Source organism: Tabrizicola sp., assembly GCF_016793705.1.
GTDB lineage: Bacteria > Pseudomonadota > Alphaproteobacteria > Rhodobacterales > Rhodobacteraceae > Tabrizicola.
In genome coordinates this window covers 47505-65526 of the sequence record NZ_JAEULO010000025.1, presented here as the reverse complement: position 1 = coordinate 65526, position 18022 = coordinate 47505, and the positions used below count along the sequence as shown (strand labels likewise).

At 66.9% G+C, this 18022-nt stretch carries 18 protein-coding genes; 14 read left to right on the top strand and 4 right to left on the bottom strand.

Annotation, left to right across the window (positions count from 1 at the left end):
• Positions 1-2 precede the first annotated feature (2 nt).
• From JNJ68_RS05495 to JNJ68_RS05480, 4 genes are all read right to left on the bottom strand, one after another.
• Positions 3-1355, bottom strand: coding sequence for an LLM class flavin-dependent oxidoreductase (locus JNJ68_RS05495; RefSeq protein WP_294979959.1), 1353 nt, complete (start codon positions 1353-1355; stop codon positions 3-5).
• Positions 1356-1435: 80 nt separating this feature from the next.
• On the bottom strand, positions 1436-1999 hold the full coding sequence (msuE, locus tag JNJ68_RS05490; RefSeq protein WP_294979958.1) for an FMN reductase: 564 nt from the start codon (positions 1997-1999) through the stop codon (positions 1436-1438).
• A 281-nt stretch (positions 2000-2280) separates the two neighbouring features.
• On the bottom strand, positions 2281-2760 hold the full coding sequence (locus JNJ68_RS05485; RefSeq protein WP_294979956.1) for an META domain-containing protein: 480 nt from the start codon (positions 2758-2760) through the stop codon (positions 2281-2283).
• 171 nt (positions 2761-2931) lie between these two features.
• Complete coding sequence (locus tag JNJ68_RS05480; protein WP_294979954.1) at positions 2932-3594, bottom strand: TerC family protein; 663 nt, start codon at positions 3592-3594, stop codon at positions 2932-2934.
• A gap of 159 nt (positions 3595-3753) precedes the next feature.
• Here JNJ68_RS05480 and rlmJ point away from each other — a divergent pair, with 159 nt between their 5' ends.
• From rlmJ to dnaG, 14 genes are all read left to right on the top strand, one after another.
• On the top strand, positions 3754-4533 hold the full coding sequence (gene rlmJ, locus JNJ68_RS05475) for a 23S rRNA (adenine(2030)-N(6))-methyltransferase RlmJ (protein ID WP_294979953.1): 780 nt from the start codon (positions 3754-3756) through the stop codon (positions 4531-4533).
• The gene (locus JNJ68_RS05470; protein ID WP_294979952.1) at positions 4530-5414 is read left to right on the top strand and encodes a PhzF family phenazine biosynthesis protein; all 885 of its coding nucleotides are present in this window, start codon (positions 4530-4532) and stop codon (positions 5412-5414) included. The genes rlmJ and JNJ68_RS05470 overlap by 4 nt, the downstream gene beginning before the upstream one ends.
• A 46-nt stretch (positions 5415-5460) precedes the next feature.
• The gene (locus JNJ68_RS05465) at positions 5461-5898 is read left to right on the top strand and encodes a TerB family tellurite resistance protein (RefSeq protein WP_294979950.1); all 438 of its coding nucleotides are present in this window, start codon (positions 5461-5463) and stop codon (positions 5896-5898) included.
• Entirely contained in the window at positions 5895-6665 is a 771-nt protein-coding gene (locus tag JNJ68_RS05460; protein WP_294979948.1) for a PhnD/SsuA/transferrin family substrate-binding protein, read from the top strand. Before JNJ68_RS05465 ends, JNJ68_RS05460 begins: the two co-directional genes overlap by 4 nt.
• Before the next feature lie 102 nt (positions 6666-6767).
• Complete coding sequence (locus JNJ68_RS05455) at positions 6768-7550, top strand: amino acid ABC transporter ATP-binding protein (protein WP_294979946.1); 783 nt, start codon at positions 6768-6770, stop codon at positions 7548-7550.
• Positions 7550-8257 carry a transporter substrate-binding domain-containing protein gene (locus JNJ68_RS05450; RefSeq protein WP_294979944.1) on the top strand — a complete coding sequence of 236 codons (708 nt, stop codon included), beginning with the start codon at positions 7550-7552 and terminating at the stop codon, positions 8255-8257. Before JNJ68_RS05455 ends, JNJ68_RS05450 begins: the two co-directional genes overlap by 1 nt.
• 34 nt (positions 8258-8291) lie before the next feature.
• Positions 8292-9044 carry a transporter substrate-binding domain-containing protein gene (locus tag JNJ68_RS05445; RefSeq protein WP_294979942.1) on the top strand — a complete coding sequence of 251 codons (753 nt, stop codon included), beginning with the start codon at positions 8292-8294 and terminating at the stop codon, positions 9042-9044.
• 64 nt (positions 9045-9108) lie between these two features.
• The gene (locus tag JNJ68_RS05440) at positions 9109-9987 is read left to right on the top strand and encodes an ABC transporter permease subunit (protein ID WP_294979940.1); all 879 of its coding nucleotides are present in this window, start codon (positions 9109-9111) and stop codon (positions 9985-9987) included.
• Between the two features lie 2 nt (positions 9988-9989).
• On the top strand, positions 9990-10817 hold the full coding sequence (locus JNJ68_RS05435; protein ID WP_294980059.1) for an ABC transporter permease subunit: 828 nt from the start codon (positions 9990-9992) through the stop codon (positions 10815-10817).
• 185 nt (positions 10818-11002) lie between these two features.
• The gene (locus tag JNJ68_RS05430) at positions 11003-12337 is read left to right on the top strand and encodes a glutamine synthetase family protein (RefSeq protein WP_294979938.1); all 1335 of its coding nucleotides are present in this window, start codon (positions 11003-11005) and stop codon (positions 12335-12337) included.
• Between the two features lie 134 nt (positions 12338-12471).
• Complete coding sequence (locus tag JNJ68_RS05425) at positions 12472-13173, top strand: type 1 glutamine amidotransferase (protein WP_294979936.1); 702 nt, start codon at positions 12472-12474, stop codon at positions 13171-13173.
• A gap of 37 nt (positions 13174-13210) precedes the next feature.
• Positions 13211-14566, top strand: coding sequence for a glutamine synthetase family protein (locus JNJ68_RS05420; protein WP_294979934.1), 1356 nt, complete (start codon positions 13211-13213; stop codon positions 14564-14566).
• The gene (locus tag JNJ68_RS05415; protein ID WP_294979932.1) at positions 14566-15870 is read left to right on the top strand and encodes an FAD-binding oxidoreductase; all 1305 of its coding nucleotides are present in this window, start codon (positions 14566-14568) and stop codon (positions 15868-15870) included. The genes JNJ68_RS05420 and JNJ68_RS05415 overlap by 1 nt, the downstream gene beginning before the upstream one ends.
• 158 nt (positions 15871-16028) lie before the next feature.
• Positions 16029-17957 carry a DNA primase gene (dnaG, locus tag JNJ68_RS05410; RefSeq protein ID WP_294979930.1) on the top strand — a complete coding sequence of 643 codons (1929 nt, stop codon included), beginning with the start codon at positions 16029-16031 and terminating at the stop codon, positions 17955-17957.
• Positions 17958-18022: the final 65 nt, after the last annotated feature.

Here is an 18022-nt window from a genome sequence, read left to right as displayed (position 1 = left end):
GCTCACTCCGCCGCATGGGCCGAGCGGCGCGCAGCCGCCCAGCGGTTTTCGGGGAAGGGAAGCCCGAGGTTCTCGCGCAGGGTCCGGCCTTCGTATTCGGTGCGGAAGAGGCCCCGGCGTTGCAGTTCGGGAATCACAAGGTCGACGAAATCGGTCAGGCCAGTGGGCAGCCAGGGCGGCAGGATGTTGAACCCGTCGGCGCCTTCGTTGCGGAACCAGTCCTCCAGCGTGTCGGCGATCTGCGCGGGCGTGCCGATCACGGTGAAGTGGCCCCGGGCACTGGCGACATGCTGGTAGAGCTGGCGAATGGTGAAGCCGTTCTCGTCGGCGATCTGGCGGATCAACGCCTGACGCGACTTCATCCCCTCGGTCGGTGGGGCGGGCGGCAGCGGTCCGTCGAGGTCGATCCCTGTCAGGTCCAGCGTCCCGCCGGTCAGCCCGGTGATCAGCGCGATGCCGTCCTCTTCCAGGATCAGGCCCGTCAGCCGGTCGTATTTCTCGCGTGCTTCGGCCTCGCTCCGGCCGACGAAGGGCGAGACGCCGGGCATCACCAGAACATGATCAGGATTGCGACCCAGCCCGCGGGCGCGGGCCTTGATGTCGCGGTAGAATTCCTGAGCGGTGTCAAGGCGTTGGTGCGCGGTGAAGATCACCTCGGCCGTCGCTGCCGCGAGGCCCCGTCCGTCCTCGGACTGCCCGGCCTGAACGACGACCGGATGGCCTTGCGGGCTGCGGTTCACGTTCAGCGGGCCGCGCACCTTGAAATGCTCGCCCTTGTGGTCGGTGGAGTGGACCTTCTCCGGGTCGAAGAACCGGCCTGACTCCTTGTCGCGCAGGAATGCGTCGTCCTCGAAACTGTCCCAGAGCTTTTTCACCACCTCCACATGCTCTGCCGCCCGCCTGTAGCGGAAGGCATGCGGGTGCTGCTGGTCGAGGTTGAAGTTGTGGGCGGCGGCCTCGGTCGCGGTCGTCACCACGTTCCAGCCCGCGCGCCCGCCCGAGATCAGGTCCAGCGAGGCGAACTTGCGGGCGGTGTTGTAGGGCTCCTCATAGGTGGTCGACGCGGTGGCGATGAAGCCCAGATGCGTCGTCAGGGGCGCAAGGGCCGAGAACAAACTCACCGGCTCGAACCCCGCGACCTTGGCATTGCCGCCCTCGATCCCGCCGCCGAAGGCGATGGCCAGGCCGTCGGCCAGGAAATAGGCGTCGAAGAGGCCCCGCTCCGCCTCCTGGGCCAGCCTGAGGTGGAAATCGAAGCTGGTGGCCCCGTCGGCAGGGCTGTCGGGGTGGCGCCAGGCGGCGATATGCTGGCCGCCGCCGGGAAGGAAGGCGCCAAGGCGGATCTTGCGGGTCATGGGATGGTCCTTTCGTCAGGCAAGGGAAAGCCGGTCGCCGCCCGCCGGGGCGACGTTGGCAGAAGCGATGGTCGGTTGTGTCAGGCGCCCAGCAGGAAGACCTCGGGCAGCGCGCGGCGGTCGAAGAAGGGCGCAAGCTGGCCCACGGCGCGGCCAAGCCGGTCGAGAAACGCGGGCGAGGCTGGCTGGCCGTCGGTGACATCACGATCGGCGGCGTAAAGCCCGGTGGGCAGGGTCTGCGCCTCGAAGAAGCCGAAGAGCGGGCGGAGCTGGTGCTCGATCACCAGGGCATGCCGGTCGCCACCACCCGTCGCGGTCAGAAGAATGGGCTTGCCGACCAGCGCCAGCGGGTCGATCAGGTCGATCAGGTGCTTGAAAAGCCCGGTGTAGCTGCCCTTGTAGACCGGGCTGCCGATCACCAGTGCGTCGGCGGTCAGGACAACTTCCAGCGCTGTCCGCGCCGATGGTTCCAGGTCTGCCACGCGCCGCGCGGCGCCCAGCGAGGGTCCGAAGTCGGCCAGGTCATAGATCGTCCCGGCGGCCTCGAACTGGCTTGCCGCTGTGGCGACGACGGTCTGGACCAGAGCCCGCGTCTTTGATGGTCGGTCCAGGTTTCCGGATAGTCCGATGATGGTGCGGGTCATGGCGGCGCCTTATCTCGATTCTATTGATCGTGATTTAGCATGCCCGCGATCCTCGCCTCTGACCATTCCATACTGGACCGCAGAAACGGAAGAATTCCCCAGTTTCCCCGGATCGCAGGAGAGCACGCTTCTCCTGCCTGCTCTCGCGCATGGGAATTCTGCCGACAGATATCTGCGGCGGCGCCAAGTGCCGACCCGGCTTCCCGGCCCTTGGCGCGGCGACCTCGCGGACCCGCTCAGGCTGGCCAGGCTCGCGGTCGAAGGCGCCGGTCAGAGCGTCTTCACCACAGGCACATCGCCAGCGTCCCGTCCTCGCGCGTCAGCCACAGTCCGTCCGGCGCGACGATGAACCCGCGCACCTCGCCCAGCGCCTTCAGATAGGCGGCCTCGCGCTCCATCCGCTCGGGTTCCACGCAGGCCATCTCGGTGATCGCAAGAAGGTCGAGCGTCAGCACACCTGCGTCCATCAGGGCGCTGCCGGTGAAGCGGTTGCAGCCGGTGGTGCCGCTGACCTTGCCGTCGAAAGTCACCGTCAATGACAGGCCCGCATCGCCGGGGACCGGCTGGCCGTTGATCGACAGGGGCACCCAGATCAGGTCTGCGAGCCGCCCGACCGAGATCGAGACACCCCCTTCAAGGCCGCCGTCGGCCCCGGTCAGGCGCGGCGGTTCGGACTGGCTGCACGGCTGCGCCAGGGCCGGGGTCAGGGCCAGCGCCGTCATCAGGGCAGCAGCCAGGGCGGGGCGGACGGTCAGGGCCATTTCGGCTCTCCTGGACTATGCCTGCAAAGGATGCCACAGGCGGCCGGGTGCGGAAAGGCAGGCCTTCCCCACCCGGATTCCAAAGGGCCGAAGCCCCCGGCCCCACCCTTCAGGTCGAACCCGCAGCCAGGTCGCTGAACTCCGGCAACCCGACTGGCCCGCTCCGCTTAATCAGCCCAGCATTCCCATGACGATCGGCTCGACCTCGTGCCAGCCCTCCCACATCATCTTCAGCGCGACGTAGAGGATGATGAGGAGCCCGATATAGGCGATCCAGCGGTGCTTGTTCAGCAGGTTCGCGATGTAGCTCGCCGCGAAGCCCATCATCGCGATCGACAGGGCAAGCCCGATGACCAGCACCGTCGGATGGTCCTTCGCCGCCCCCGCCACGGCCAGAACGTTGTCGAGGCTCATCGACACGTCGGCCACCACGATCTGCGTTGCAGCCTGCCTGAAGGTCTTGCGCGGCGCGTCGTCCGCGATGGCCCCGTCGGCGTCGAGGTCGGCGTTGGCCAGCGCCTCGACAGCCTCGATGTCATGGGCGTGCGCCCCGGCGCGAAGTTCCTGCCACATCTTCCAGCAGACCCACAAAAGCAGGATGCCACCCGCAAGCAGCAGTCCCACGATGGCCAGAAGCTGCGTGGTGATCAGAGCAAAGCCGATCCGCATCACCGTGGCGGCGCCGATACCGACCAGAATTGCCTTGGCCCGCAGTTCCTTGGGCAGGCCCGCCGCAGCCAGACCGATGACAATGGCATTGTCGCCCGCGAGCACGAGGTCGATCCCGATGACCTGCATCAGCGCAACGAAGCCTGCGTAAGTGAATATCTCCATTCCGTCCCATCCATCCGTTGTGGTGTGCGTGGCCGGGCCCTGAAGGAGCTCTTCGTGCCATTGACCGGGCAGATAGGCGCGGACGGAGGGCGCCGCAAGGCTGCAACCGGCAAATACTTAGCCTTGCCCCTGCGGGGCACGACCGGGTAGGGCTGGGCCATGCTGTCCTACCAACATCTCTACCACGCCGGGAACCTGGCGGATGTGCAAAAGCACGCGGTGCTGGCCTGGGTGCTGGACTACCTGACCCGCAAGGAGAAACCGCTCAGCTATATCGAGACCCATGCCGGGCGCGGGGTCTACGATCTGGCGGCGGAGGAGGCGGTGAAGACCGGCGAGGCGGCGGCGGGGATCGCGCTGGCGGAACGGCTGTTCCCCCCCGACCACCCCTACCGGCAGCGGCTAGAGGAGACGCGAGCGGCCTATGGCCCGCAGGCCTATCCCGGCTCGCCCCTGATCGCGGCGCTTGGCTTGCGCGAGACGGACACGATCCACCTGGCCGAGTTGCATCCGCTGGAATTCGCCCATCTGAAGGCGGTCGCGAAGGATTGGGGCGCGCATGTCCACCAGAAGGACGGGTTCGAGCTGGCGCTGGCGCTGACACCGCCCACGCCGCGCCGGGGGCTGATGCTGATCGACCCCTCCTGGGAGGTGAAGGCGGATTACGAAACGATCCCGCGCCACATGGCGAACATCCACCGCAAGTGGAACGTGGGCTGCCTCATCCTGTGGTATCCGATCCTGCGGGGCGGGGCACATGGGTCGATGCTGACAGCGCTTGAGGCGGGCTTTCCCGAGAGCCTGCGCCACGAGGTCCGCTTCCCGCCCGCCCGCGAGGGGCACCGGATGGAGGGGTCGGGGCTGTTCGTGGTCAACCCGCCCTATGGTCTGGCCGAGGAAACCGCGCGGCTGACCGCGGTCTTCAAGGAGCTGCGATGATCCGCTTCCACACGCTGGATGTCTTCACCGAAACGCCCTTCGCCGGGAACCCGCTGGCGGTGGTGCTGGGGGCCGACGGGCTGAGCACCGCGCAGATGCAGACCATCGCGCGCGAATTCAACCTGTCCGAGACGATCTTCGTCATGGCCCCGCGCGATCCGGCGCATACCGCCCGCGTTCGCATCTTCTTTCCCACCGCCGAGATTCCCTTTGCCGGGCACCCGACCATCGGCTGCGCCATCCTCTTGGCCGAGGAGGCGCATCAGGGCGACTTCGCCACCACGATCACGCTGGAGGAAGAGGCGGGCCTCGTCCCCGTAGAGGTTTCCCGGCAGGGCAACCGGATCACCGCCGAACTGACCGCTCCGGTCCTGCCCTATCCGGCAGGCGGCACCCCGGACATGGGCCTGCTGGCCGCGGCGCTGGACCTTGCGCCGGAAGACCTCGGACCCCATGCCCCCGGCGTCCACGAAGGCGGCCCGCGATTCCTGTACGCGCCGCTCCGCAGCCTTGACGCACTGGCCCGCGCCCGGGTGGTCGAGCCGCACTGGTCGCGCCTGATCGCGGCGCATGGCGTCGACAGCGCCTATCTCTACGCGCCGGGCGAGGGTTGCGACTACCGCGCCCGGATGTTCAGCCCGACGGCGGGCATCCCCGAGGATCCGGCCACCGGCTCGGCCAGCGCGATCCTTGCCGCGCAGCTTCTGGCAAACGGCGCGGTGCCGGACGGCATGACCCGCCTGACCCTGCATCAGGGGGTCGAGATGGGCCGCCCCTCCACCCTTGGCCTGACCATCGAGGCGGCAGGCAGCGCCCTGACCCGGGTCCGCATCGCGGGCAGCGCGGTACGGATCGGCGACGGGCGGCTCACGCCACCCTGATCGACCGGGGCTTCCCTTGTGACCGGCGCGCGCATAGCTTGCCCTCATGTTCGGTGATCTCCTCCGCCAGCTTCTGGCTCCCGCCCCGCACCGCCTGCCCGAGCCCGATGCCCGGCTGGCGCTGGCCGCTCTTCTGGTCCGGGTCGCCCGCAGCGACGGGTTGTACGCCGCCGAAGAGGTGGAACGGATCGACCGGGTGCTGGCCCATCGCCACGGGCTCGATCCCTTCGCCGCCGCGAAATTGCGCAGCGATGCCGAAGATCTGGAACGCGAGGCGCCGGATACCGTCCGTTTCACCCGCGCGCTGAAGGAGGCGGTCGCGCTGGAGGACCGGGCCGAGCTGATGGTCGCGCTCTGGTCCGTGGCACTGTCGGACGGCCTCCGCGAGGCGCATGAGGACCGGCTGATGCGGCTGGTCGCAAACCTCCTGGGCCTGACCGACGTGGATTCGGCACTGGCGCGGCAGAAGGCGGAACGCGAATGATCGCCAGCCTGGGGATGTATGATTTCGGCCCGGCGCAGGCCGCAAACGACCGGCTCTGGGCGCGGGTCCGCGACGGGTTGCGCGCCCGTGGCATCGACGCGCCCGAGGCCCTGACCCGGGGCGAGCACGCCTATTGGGACGCGTGGCAGTCGCCCGACCTGATCCTGTCGCAGACCTGCGGCTATCCGTTCCGCGCCCGGCTGCACGACAAGGTGGCCTATGTCGGAACGCCCGACTATGCGGTCGAGGGCTGCCCCCCCGGCTACTACCGCTCCGCCTTCGTGGCCCGGGCCGATGACCCGCGCCGGACCCTGCAGGATTTCGACGGCGCGCGCTTCGCCTATAACGAACCCCTGTCGCAATCCGGCTGGGCCGCGCCGCAGACCCATGCGGCGAAACTGGGCCTCCGCCTGCCGCCCACGCTGCAAACGGGCGGGCATCGCCTGTCGGCGCAGGCGGTGGCCGAGGGCCGCGCCGAGATCGCCGCGCTCGATGCCGTGACCTTCGACCTCTTGCAGCGCGTGGAGCCCGCGATGGCGGGCCTGAAAGAGATCGCCCGCACCGACCCCACCCCCGGCCTGCCCTATATCACCGCCCGGGGGCAGGACGCAGAGCACCTCTTCGATACCCTGTCCGCCGCCATCGCGGCATTGGCGCCAGAGGACCGGGCGGCCCTGCACCTCAAGGCGCTTGTTCGCATTCCGCTTGCCGACTACCTCGCCGTGCCCAATCCGCCGTCACCCGGACAGATTGCCGCGACGTCCTGACCGAATTGCCGACAGACCGCGCCGCTTCCGGCCAAATCGCCGTTGCAATGCTGCAAAATCTCGGCCCTACTGCCGGACCAGACGTCCCAGACCAGTAGTCCCATGCCTGAAGCCGCTTCCGACACCCCGGTCATCGAGATCCACGACCTGCACAAGAGCTATGGCGAGCTTGAAGTGCTGAAAGGGGTCGACCTGAAGGCTCCGCGTGGCCATGTGGTGTCGCTGATCGGCTCGTCCGGCTCGGGCAAGTCCACTCTCCTGCGCTGCTGCAATCTTCTGGAAGACAGCCAGCAGGGCGAGATCCGCTTCGAGGGCGAGGCGGTGCGCTGGAAGGGCAACGGCCACCACCGCCACCCCGCCGACCGTGATCAGGTGACGCGCATCCGCACCAACCTGTCGATGGTGTTCCAGCAGTTCAACCTCTGGTCCCACCTGACCATCCTGCAAAACGTGATGGAAGCCCCGGTCCAGGTGCTAAGGCGCGACCCGAAGGAAGTCGAGGAGAAGGCGCGGCAGTATCTGGCCAAGGTCGGGATCGGCGACAAGGCCGATGCCTGGCCCGCGCAGCTTTCGGGCGGCCAGCAGCAGCGCGCCGCCATCGCGCGCGCGCTCTGCATGGAACCGCGTGCGCTTCTGTTCGACGAGCCGACAAGCGCGCTCGACCCCGAGCTGGAGCAGGAAGTCGTCCGCGTGATCAAGGCGCTGGCGGATGAGGGGCGGACCATGCTTCTGGTCACGCATGACATGAAGCTCGCCGCCGACTGTTCCGACCATGTGATCTTCCTGCACAAGGGCCGGATCGAGGAACAGGGCGCGCCTGCCAGCCTCTTCGGCAATCCGCAAAGCGAACGCCTGCGCGGGTTCCTCTCGGCGACGGCGGCCTGATGCCCTGCGTCGGTACGGTTGCGGGGCTGATGACGGGGCTGGTCCTTGCCGCCTCGGAGCCGGTGAAGATCGCCACCGACGCGCCCTTCCCCGCCTATACCTACCTCGCCGACGACGGCACGATCACCGGCTTCGAGCGCGACCTGATGGACGAGGTCTGCGCCCGCGCGGTGCTGGATTGCCGCTGGACCGACGTGACCTTCGATCAGTTGATCCCCGGCGTGATGGCGGGGGACTATGACGTGGTTCTGGGCGGCATGGCCGTCACCGCCGAGCGGCGCGAACTGGTGGATTTCACCGAAGTCTATCATGGCACCGACCCCGACGAATGGTACATCGGTCGCCCCGGTGCGCCGGAACCTGCCGCCGCGCTGACCGCCGTCCAGTCCGGGACCATGCAGGAAGCCCATCTGCGCGCGATGGGGTATCGGCACGTCACCTTCTCGACCGAACCCGAAGTGCTCGCCGCCCTGGTCGCGGGCAAGGTCGACCTGGCGCTCGGCCCCTTCGAGACGCGGGCCGATATCCGTGACTATATCACGCGGAACGGCCTCGACTATCTCTACTCCGAGACGATCCCCGACGAAGGGGTCGCCATGGCCGTCTGCAAGGGCAACGGCACGCTTCTGGCCATGCTGAACACCGCACTCGACGGCATCCGCGACGACGGGACACTTGCAAGCCTGGAAAACCGCTGGTTCGAATGAACCCACAACCATCCGACATCAAGGGAGACAAAGGATGAAAAAACTGCTGATCGCTACCGCCCTGGTGGCCGCTTCGGGCGCGGCCCATGCGCAGGACGTGGTCCGTCTTGGGACCGAGGGCGCCTACCCCCCCTACAACTTCATCAACGACGCCGGTGAAGTCGCGGGCTTCGAGCGCGAGTTCGGCGACGAGCTGTGCAAGCGCGCGGCCCTGACCTGCGAATGGACGACGAACGAATGGGATTCGATCATCCCGAACCTTCAGTCGGGCAACTATGACGTGATCATCGCGGGAATGAGCATCACGCCCGAGCGGGAAGAGGTGGTCAACTTCAGCCAGGGCTACCTGCCCCCGGCCTCTTCGGCCTATCTGGCGCTGACGGCGGATGCCGACCTGATGTCCGGGCCGGTCGCGGCGCAGACTGGCACGATTCAGGCCTCGTTCATCGCCGAGAACGGCATGCAGCTGGTCGAATACGCCACGCCCGAGGAAACCGTCGCCGCCGTCAAGAACGGCGAGGCGGTCGCGGTCTTGGCCGACAAGGACTATCTGGTGCCGATGGCCGCGGAATCGGGCGGCTCGCTGGTGCTGCTGGCCAAGGAGGAATCCATCGGCGGCGGCGTTGGCCTCGCCTTCCGCGACAGCGACACCGAGCTTCTGGGCAAGTTCGACGCGGCGATCAAGTCGATGAAATGCGACGGCACGCTGGATGCCATGATCACCAAGCCGGAATACTTCGGGCCCGAGGCCAAGACCTGGGGCGACGCGGGCAAGGAAGGCTGCTAAGCCTGACGAGCAAGCCTGATACGGGCGGGCCTTCGGGCCCGCCCCCATCTGACGGGACCCGCGAATGTTTCAAGCCTGCGCCGATCCGAAATCCATCGAAGGGCTGAGCTGGCTCTTCTGCTATCTCACCTCGGCCAAGCATGTCGATTTCTACTGGTCCTTCCTGACCGTCCTCCTCCTCCTCGCCATCACCGCGCCCGCCTCTCTTGGCATGGGGTTCCTCGGCGCCACCGCCGCCCGGTCGCATATCGCGCCGGTCAGCTGGCTCGGCAAGGTCTACATCTGGATGGTGCGCGGCGTGCCCGACATCATCTTCTTCCTGTTCTTCGTCATCGCGCTGGACCAGGGCATCGAATATGCGAAAAGCCTTGTCGTCTGCGATGGCGGGGCCTGGCCCTGGCAGGGGATGGAGTTCCGCGTCTGCCCCGCCGCCAAGGTGCCGCTGGCGAAATCCGCGCCCTTCTGGCACCAGGCCTACGGCTTCATGCTCGCCGTCATAACCTTCGCCATCGTCTTCGGCGCCTTCGTCGCCAACGTCATCTACGGTGCGATGAACGCCGTCCCCCGCGCGCAGCTGGAGACCGCCGAGGCCTACGGGATGAGCCGGGGCCAGGTTTTCCGCCGCATCCTCATTCCGCAGATGTGGGTCTATGCGTTGCCGGGCCTTGGAAACCTCTGGATGATCCTGATCAAGGCCACGCCCTTGCTGTTCCTCCTCGGCGTCAAGGACATCGTCTATTACGCGCGCGAACTCGGCGGGTCGAAGACGCAGGCCTACGAATACCCGCATGGCGACTGGCGCCTGTGGTATTTCCTCGGCCTCATGGTCTTCTACCTGGTCTTCACCCGCATCTCTGAGATCGGCATCGCCCGCCTGACCCGGCGCCTCAGCCACGGCCAGGCGACGGCGGGCGGCGAAGCCCTGCGAAAGGCCGCAGCATGAGCATGACCTGCTGGGAAACCGTCCAGGCCTACGCGCTGCGCTCCATCGGCATCGGCGAGAATCTTCTGCCCCGGTCCGAGTTCACGCTCTGCCAGCAGTTCACCCTGATCGGCTCGGGGATGATCTGGAACCTGTATTTCGGCGTCCTCGCGCTCGCTTTCGGCTTCTTCCTCGCCAATGCCATCGCGCTGGCGAAGACCGCCCGCAATCCCTGGATCCGCAAACCGGCGGAGTGGTTCGTCTTCATCTTCCGCGGCTCGCCCCTCTTCATCCAGTTCTTCCTGGCCTACGAGGCGCTGGTCATGCTGCCGAAGGGCGGGATCGACATCCTGGGCGTCCACCTGAACACCAGCTGGACCACCCGCGCCTGGGCCGGCGCGCTTCTGGTCCTGTTCCTGAACACTGCCGCCTATGCTGCCGAAATCTTCCACGGCGCGCTGAAATCCATCCCCAAGGGCGATCTGGAAGCGGCAGAGGCCTATGGCCTGACCGGCTGGAAGAAGTTCATCCGCATCGAATGGCCGACCATGCTGCGCCTTGGCTGGCCCGCCTATACCAACGAGGCGATCTTCCTCTTCCACGCCACCACGCTGGTCTATTTCTCGGGCTTCCCGGCCTTCGCGCAGAAGGGCGATGCGCTCTACTACGCAAACTATTTCGCCGACAAGACCTTCAACCCCTTCATCCCCTACCCCATCGTCGCCTTCTATTTCATCTGCCTGACGCTTCTGGTGACCTTCGTCTACGGGAGGATCAACAAGCGGCTGAACCGGCACCTGCCCTCCAACACCCGCAGCAAAATTCGCTTGCGTCCGCAGCTGATCCGGTAGTAGGCTACTTTTGATCAAATTATCCGGGCACCCGCCCGGACCCCGTGCCAGCGTCAGAATGACAGCGCGCGGGGAAGGCGATCGAAACAGGGGAAGGACCAAGGGCATGGTCCCATCCTGCGCATCAGGCGGGCGCATCCAGCGTCCCGGGCGCGGGGATCGTGCCTTTCCTGATTGACATGACGATGAAAGATTACCTGCGCAAGCACCCAGACGTGCGGACCATTCGCGTGGCCGCCGTCGACCTGAACGGACAGGCCCGCGGCAAGCGTGTGCCGGCCCGCTTCGCGGAAAAGGTCGTGAAGGACGGAACCCGCTTCCCCTTCTCGGTCCTGAACCTCGACATCTGGGGCGAGGATATCGACGACAGCCCGCTGGTCTTTGAACAGGGCGATGCCGATGGCGTGTTGAAACCCACCGAACGCGGCTTCATGCCGATGCCCTGGCTTGAGGCGCCGACCGCGCTTCTCCCGATCTGGATGTTCCGCGAGAATGGCCAGCCCTACGAGGGCGACCCCCGCCACGCGCTGAACGCGGTGGTGCAGCGCTACAAGGCCCGCGGCCTGACCCCCGTCTGCGCGATGGAGCTGGAATTCTTCCTGATCGACGATTCCGGCAAGACCATGCAGGTCCCCGCCTCGCCGCGGTCGGGCAAGCGCCGCAAGGCCGCCGAGACCCTGTCGATCCGGGCGCTCGACGCCTTCGACACCTTCTTCACCGACCTCTACGATGCCTGTGAGGCGATGGACATTCCTGCCGACACCACCACCTCGGAAACCGGCCTCGGCCAGTTCGAGGTCAACCTGATGCATTGTGACGACCCGCTCCGCGCGGCCGACGACGCCTGGCTCTTCAAGATGCTGGTCAAGGGCCTCGCCCGCCGCCACGGCTTTGCCGCCAGCTTCATGGCCAAGCCCTATGCCGAATATTCCGGCTCGGGCCTGCACACGCATTTCTCTGTCCTCGACGAAAAGGGCGACAACATTTTCGATTCCGGCGGCCCGAAAGGCACCGCCCAACTGCGCCACGCCGTCGCGGGCTGCCTTGCCGCCATGCACGACTCGACGCTTCTCTTCGCGCCCCACTTCAACAGCTACGAACGCCTTGTCCCCGACAAGCACGCCCCCACCGCGATCAGCTGGGGCTATGAAAACCGCACCGCCGCGATCCGCATCCCGGCGGGCAACCCCTCGGCCCGGCGGATCGAACATCGCGTGGCGGGGGGCGACGTGAACCCCTATCTGATGCTCGCCGCGATCCTCGGCGCCGCCCTGACCGGGATCGACGACGAGATCGAGCCGCCACCCGCCGTCACCGGCAATGCCTATGCGATGGAGCTGCCGCAGATTCCCGCCACCTGGGAAGCCGCGATCGACGCATTCGAACATTCCGACGTGCTTTACCGTTTCCTGCCCAAGGAACTGGTGCGGAACCTGGTGCAGACCAAGCGGCAGGAGCTGCACTACCTGGCCGAACTCACCCCCGAGGAGCGGGTGGAACTTTACCTCGACACCGTCTGACGGCTCCTTGGCTGCCTTCGGCCCTCGTCGCGGTCCTGCGAGGAGAAGCCGAAGGCGCACGACGAGCCCCCACGCATACCCCTTGACCAAACCCCCGGCCAACGACCACCTTGAGGAAAACCAAAGGGACCAAGATGCAGATCGGCATCCTCCAGACCGGCGAAAGCCCCGACGCGCTGCGCGCCGACATGGGCGACTACCCGGATTTCTTCGAAACGCTGCTGGCCGGAAAGGGCCTGACCTTCCGCCGCTGGGCCGTGCTGCGGAACGAGTTTCCCGCATCCGTTCACGACTGCGACGGCTGGCTGATCACCGGCTCCCGCTTCGGCGCCTATGAGCCGCACGACTGGATCCCGCCGCTGGAAGACTTCATCCGCGCCGCCTATGCCGCGCATGTGCCCGTGGTGGGCATCTGCTTCGGCCACCAGATCATCGCCCAGGCGATGGGCGGCAAGGTCGAGAAATACGCGGGCGGCTGGTCGGTCGGCCCCACCGACTACGATTTCGGCGACCAGAGCTATACGCTCAACGCCTGGCACCAGGACCAGGTGGTGCAGAAGCCCGAGATGGCCAAGGTCCTCAGCTCCACCGCCTTCTGCCAGAACGCGGCGCTGCTCTATGACGACCGCATGTTTTCCGTCCAGCCCCACCCCGAATTCCGCAAGGAGTTCATGGAGGGGCTGATCAAGTACCGGGGGCCGGGTCTGGTCCCCGACGCGATCCTCGCCGATGCCAAGGCCCGCATCGACACGCCCCTCGACAGCCCGTCGATGGCCGACCGGATCGCGGATTTCTTCCTGACCCACCAAACCGGGGCCGAGAAGCTCCGCGCCTGACCCGCGCGGGGGCCACCCCCCAACAAACGTGTGACATATGTCCAAATGGACCGACCAGCTGCCCGAGGCAGCGCGCGACTACATCGGCAACCGCCGGGTGGACGAGGTGGAATGCATCATCGGCGACATCGCCGGGGTGGCGCGCGGCAAGGCGATGCCCGCCGCGAAATTCGCCAAGCAGACCAACTACTTCCTGCCGAACTCGATCTTCCTACAAACGATCACCGGCGAATGGGCCGACAACCCGTTCGACGCCTTCACCGAACCCGACATGATCCTGGAACCCGACTGGTCGACAGCGACAGCGGCGCCCTGGACCGCCGACATCACGCTCCAGGTGATCCACGACGCCAAGGACCAGCAGGGCAACCTCGTTCCCTTCTCACCCCGCAACGTGCTGCGCCGCATCGTCGACCTCTATGCCGCCCAGGGCTGGCGGCCTGTCGTCGCGCCCGAGATGGAATTCTTCCTGACCGCCCGCAACATCGACCCGAACATGCCGGTGATCCCGCCCATGGGCCGCACCGGCCGCCGCGCGGCGGGCAAGCAGGCCTACTCCCTTTCGGCGGTCGACGAATACGGCAAGGTCATCGACGACATCTACGACTTCGCCGAGGCGCAGGGCCTGGAGATCGACGGCATCCTGCAGGAAGGCGGTGCCGGGCAGATCGAGCTGAACCTCGCCCACGGCGACCCGGTGCGCCTGGCCGATGACGTCTTCTTCTTCAAGCGCCTGATCCGCGAAGCCGCCTTGCGGCACGACTGCTTCGCCACCTTCATGGCCAAGCCCATCGCCGGGGAACCTGGGTCAGCCATGCACATCCATACCTCGGTCGTGGACATCGAGACGAAGAAGAACATCTTCGCCGGCCCGAAGGGGGTGGAGACGGAAGCCTTCCTCAACTTCATCGGCGGCCTTCAGAAACACCTCGGCGCCGCGGTCGCGCTGTTTGCGCCCTACGTCAACAGCTACCGCCGCTACGTCCCCGACTTCGCCGCTCCGATCAACCTGGAATGGGGCCGCGACAACCGCACCACGGGCCTGCGCATCCCGATCTCCGGCTCCGCCGCCCGCCGGGTGGAAAACCGCCTGCCGGGCATGGACTGCAATCCCTATCTCGGCATCGCCTCCACGCTGGCCTGCGGCTATCTGGGCCTGATGAACAAGGTGCAGGCCCGCCCCGAATTCTCCGGTTCCGCCTATATCGACAGTGAGGACATTCCTGCCACCATGGGCGACGCGCTGGACATGCTGGAAGAGGACACCGCTCTGCAAGAGGTGATGGGCGTCGATTTCTGCAAGGTCTACGACAGCGTAAAGCGGAACGAATACAAGGAGTTCCTGCAAGTCATCAGCCCGTGGGAGAGGGAGCACCTGCTCCTCAACGTCTGATGGTCAATCTCCTGCACGCGAATGACCGGCGGGGCGAATACCCCGCCAGCTACTATGCCGCGACCGCTGCGCCCCTCGACCGCTTCCCGATCCTCAAGGGGGCCACGAAGGCCGATGTCTGCGTCGTCGGCGGCGGCTACACCGGCCTCTCCGCCGCGCTGCACCTGGCCCAGAAGGGCTATGACGTGGTCCTGCTGGACGCGCACCGCGTCGGCTTCGGCGCCTCCGGTCGCAACGGCGGGCAGGTTGGCAGCGGCCAGCGGCAGGACCAGGTCTGGATCGAAAAGACGGTTGGCCGCGAGAACGCCCACCGGCTCTGGGATCTGGCCGAGGAGGCCAAGACCCTGGTCAAGTCGCTGGTCAAGGACCACGCCATGCCCGTGACCTTCCACCCCGGCATCGCCCATGCCTGCCGGTCGGAGACGGAAGTCCGCGAGACCCATGCCTATGCGGAAAAGCTCCACCGCGACTACGGCTATGCCCATCTTGAACCGCTCGACCGCAGCGGCATCCGGCGGCTCATCGGCTCCACCGACTATGTCGGCGGCGAGATCGACCGCGACGCGGGCCATCTGCACCCGCTGAACTACGCCATCGGCCTGGCGCAAGCAGCGGCCAGGGCGGGCGTCCGCATCCACGAACGCAGCGAAGTCCACCGCGTCGAACCGGGCCCGCGCCCGGTGGTCCGCACGCCCTCGGGCCATGTCGACTGCGCCACGGTGATCCTGGCGGGGAACGGCTACCTTGGCCAGCTGAACGAGAAGGTTGCGGCAAAGGTCATGCCGATCAACAACTTCATCGTCGCAACGGAACCTCTGGGCGAAGCGGCGAAGGACCTCTTGTCCGAACCCGTCGCCGTCGCCGACACCCGCTTCGTGGTGAACTACTGGCGCCTGAGCGAGGACAACCGTCTCCTCTTCGGCGGCGGCGAAAGCTACGGCTACCGTTTCCCCGACATCATCAGGACCGTCTCGAAACCCATGCTCCAGGTCTATCCGCAACTGGCGAAGACCCGGATCGACTATGCCTGGGGCGGCACGCTGGCGATCACCGTCAACCGGATGCCCTGCTTCACCCGCCCCGGCCAGAACGTCCTCTCCGCCTCCGGCTATTCCGGCCACGGCGTCGCGATGGCCACCCTCGCGGGCAAGCTGATGGCCGAGGCGGCGGCAGGCCAGCAGGAACGCTTCGACCTGATGGCCAGCCTGCCGCAACACCGCTTTCCCGGCGGCGTCACCTTCCGCTGGCCGCTTCTCGTCACCGCGATGACCTGGTTCTCGATGCGCGACCGGCTGGGCCTTTGACCCGCCGCGCACGGGGGCCAGCCCCCGCACCCCCGGGATATTTGGGGACAGAAAATGGGTTGGGTTCAGCCCATTTTCTGTCCATAAGTATCCTCTGGGGGTCCGGGGGGCGAAGCGCCCCCGGGGTTTCCACCCCGCGCGACGACTGAATTGAGCCGATGTCCCTGCCCAATGGCTTCCTCGACGAGCTGCGCACCCGCGTGACGCTTTCTTCCATCGTGGGGAAGAAAGTCACCTGGGACATGCGCAAGTCGAACCTCGCCAAGGGCGACTTCTGGGCCCCCTGCCCCTTCCACCAGGAAAAATCCGCCAGCTTCCACGTCGATGACCGCAAGGGCTATTACTATTGCTTCGGTTGCCACGCGAAGGGCGATGCCGTCACCTTCGTCAAGGACTCCGACAACCTTGGCTTCATGGAGGCGGTGGAGGTCCTGGCCCGCGAGGCCGGGATGACGATGCCCGCCCGCGATCCACGCGCCGCCGAAAAGGCTGACCGGCGGACCGAGCTGACCCAGGTCATGGACGAGGCGGTCAAGTTCTATCGCCTGCAACTGAAGACCGCCGCCGGGTCCGCCGCCCGCAGCTACCTCGCGCAGAAGCGCCGCCTGAACGAGGCCGCCTGGGACCGCTGGGACATCGGCTGGTCCCCCGACAACGCGCAAGCCGTGGTGGAGCATCTGCGCGCCAAAGGCCTGTCCGAAGACCTGATGACCGCCTCCGGCGTCGTCGCCAAATCCGACTCGGGCCGTCTCTACGACCGTTTCCACGCCCGCATCATCTTCCCGATCCGCGACGCCCGGGGCCGGGTGATCTCCCTCGGTGGGCGCAGCCTCGACCCCAACGCCCGCGCCAAATACCTGAACGGGCCGGAGACCGAGCTTTTCGACAAGGGCCGCAACCTCTTCAACCACGCCCCCGCACGGGAAGCCGCGGGCAAGGGCCAGACGCTGATCGTCGCCGAAGGCTACATGGACGTGATCGCGCTGTCGGAGGCCGGATTCACCGCCGCCGTCGCCCCCCTCGGCACCGCCGTCACCGAAGACCAGCTCCGCCTGATCTGGCGCATCAGCGACGAACCCGTCATCGCGCTGGACGGAGACACCGCAGGCCTCCGCGCCGCCCAGCGCGTCATCGACCTCGCCCTGCCCCTGCTCCAGGCCGGCAAGGCGCTCCGCTTCGCGATCCTCCCCGGCGGCATGGACCCCGACGACCTGATCAAGGCGCAAGGCGCCCCCGCCATGCAAGCCGTGCTCGACGGCGCGAAACCGATGGTCCAGCTCCTCTGGCAGCGCGAAACCGAGGGCCGCGTCTTCGACAGCCCCGAACGCCGCGCGAGCCTGGACAAGGTGCTGCGAGGCCACCTCGCCCGCATCGCCGACCAATCCATCCGCAACCACTACGCCGAGGAAATGAAACGGCTGCGGCTCGACCTCTTCGGCACCGCGCAGTATCGCCCGTTCCAGCCCGGCCCGTTCCGCCCCGGTCGCCGCAACGCTCCCCCCGGCGGCGCGCTGGCCACCACCCGCTCCTCGCTTCTCGCCCAGGCCCAGGGTCCGGTCGAGGAAACCCTGCGCGAGGCGGTGATCCTCGCCACCCTCATCCTCCACCCCGGCGTGATCCACCGCTTCGAGACCGCGCTGGAGCGGTTGGACCTGACCGGCGACGACCATGACACGCTGCGCCAGATGATCCTTGCCGGTGCCGACATGCCCGACCTGCACGACCGCATCGCCCAGTCCGCCCCCGCCGCCCTTGACGCCGTCCTCTCGCGTCCCCATGTCGCCATTGCCCCCCCGGTGCGCAACCGGCAGGATGACGAGCTCGCCGCCCTCTGCCTCGCCGAAGAGCTGGCCAAGCTGGAAGCCCGCCGGGGCGCGCGCCGTGAAATCGAAGACGCGATGGAGGATATGGACGGCCTTCCCGACGAAGGCCTGACCTGGCGTCTGAGCCAGGCCGCCGAAGCCCGCCACCGCTCGGAAAAAAGCGGCCAGAGCGACAGTTCCGACCTCGGCGAAGACCGGGCCGCGCTGTCAAGACAATTGCAACGCCTGATCGACGATCAGGTCTGGATCAAGAAAAACCGCTGATTCGGGCTGTCCCTCACCCTGATTCGCGTTATTGATTCGACCAGCCTCGCCCCGATTCGCCCCAC

Coding starts and splice junctions, on each gene's coding strand:
- JNJ68_RS05430 (WP_294979938.1), top strand. CDS start 11,003: ATGAAAGATTACCTGCGCAAGCACCCAGACGTGCGGACCATTCGCGTG.
- JNJ68_RS05495 (WP_294979959.1), bottom strand. CDS start 1,355: ATGACCCGCAAGATCCGCCTTGGCGCCTTCCTTCCCGGCGGCGGCCAG.
- msuE (WP_294979958.1), bottom strand. CDS start 1,999: ATGACCCGCACCATCATCGGACTATCCGGAAACCTGGACCGACCATCA.
- JNJ68_RS05460 (WP_294979948.1), top strand. CDS start 5,895: ATGATCGCCAGCCTGGGGATGTATGATTTCGGCCCGGCGCAGGCCGCA.
- JNJ68_RS05465 (WP_294979950.1), top strand. CDS start 5,461: ATGTTCGGTGATCTCCTCCGCCAGCTTCTGGCTCCCGCCCCGCACCGC.
- JNJ68_RS05450 (WP_294979944.1), top strand. CDS start 7,550: ATGCCCTGCGTCGGTACGGTTGCGGGGCTGATGACGGGGCTGGTCCTT.
- JNJ68_RS05455 (WP_294979946.1), top strand. CDS start 6,768: ATGCCTGAAGCCGCTTCCGACACCCCGGTCATCGAGATCCACGACCTG.
- JNJ68_RS05415 (WP_294979932.1), top strand. CDS start 14,566: ATGGTCAATCTCCTGCACGCGAATGACCGGCGGGGCGAATACCCCGCC.
- JNJ68_RS05425 (WP_294979936.1), top strand. CDS start 12,472: ATGCAGATCGGCATCCTCCAGACCGGCGAAAGCCCCGACGCGCTGCGC.
- JNJ68_RS05435 (WP_294980059.1), top strand. CDS start 9,990: ATGACCTGCTGGGAAACCGTCCAGGCCTACGCGCTGCGCTCCATCGGC.
- JNJ68_RS05440 (WP_294979940.1), top strand. CDS start 9,109: ATGTTTCAAGCCTGCGCCGATCCGAAATCCATCGAAGGGCTGAGCTGG.
- JNJ68_RS05420 (WP_294979934.1), top strand. CDS start 13,211: ATGTCCAAATGGACCGACCAGCTGCCCGAGGCAGCGCGCGACTACATC.
- JNJ68_RS05470 (WP_294979952.1), top strand. CDS start 4,530: ATGATCCGCTTCCACACGCTGGATGTCTTCACCGAAACGCCCTTCGCC.
- JNJ68_RS05485 (WP_294979956.1), bottom strand. CDS start 2,760: ATGGCCCTGACCGTCCGCCCCGCCCTGGCTGCTGCCCTGATGACGGCG.
- JNJ68_RS05480 (WP_294979954.1), bottom strand. CDS start 3,594: ATGGAGATATTCACTTACGCAGGCTTCGTTGCGCTGATGCAGGTCATC.
- rlmJ (WP_294979953.1), top strand. CDS start 3,754: ATGCTGTCCTACCAACATCTCTACCACGCCGGGAACCTGGCGGATGTG.
- dnaG (WP_294979930.1), top strand. CDS start 16,029: ATGTCCCTGCCCAATGGCTTCCTCGACGAGCTGCGCACCCGCGTGACG.
- JNJ68_RS05445 (WP_294979942.1), top strand. CDS start 8,292: ATGAAAAAACTGCTGATCGCTACCGCCCTGGTGGCCGCTTCGGGCGCG.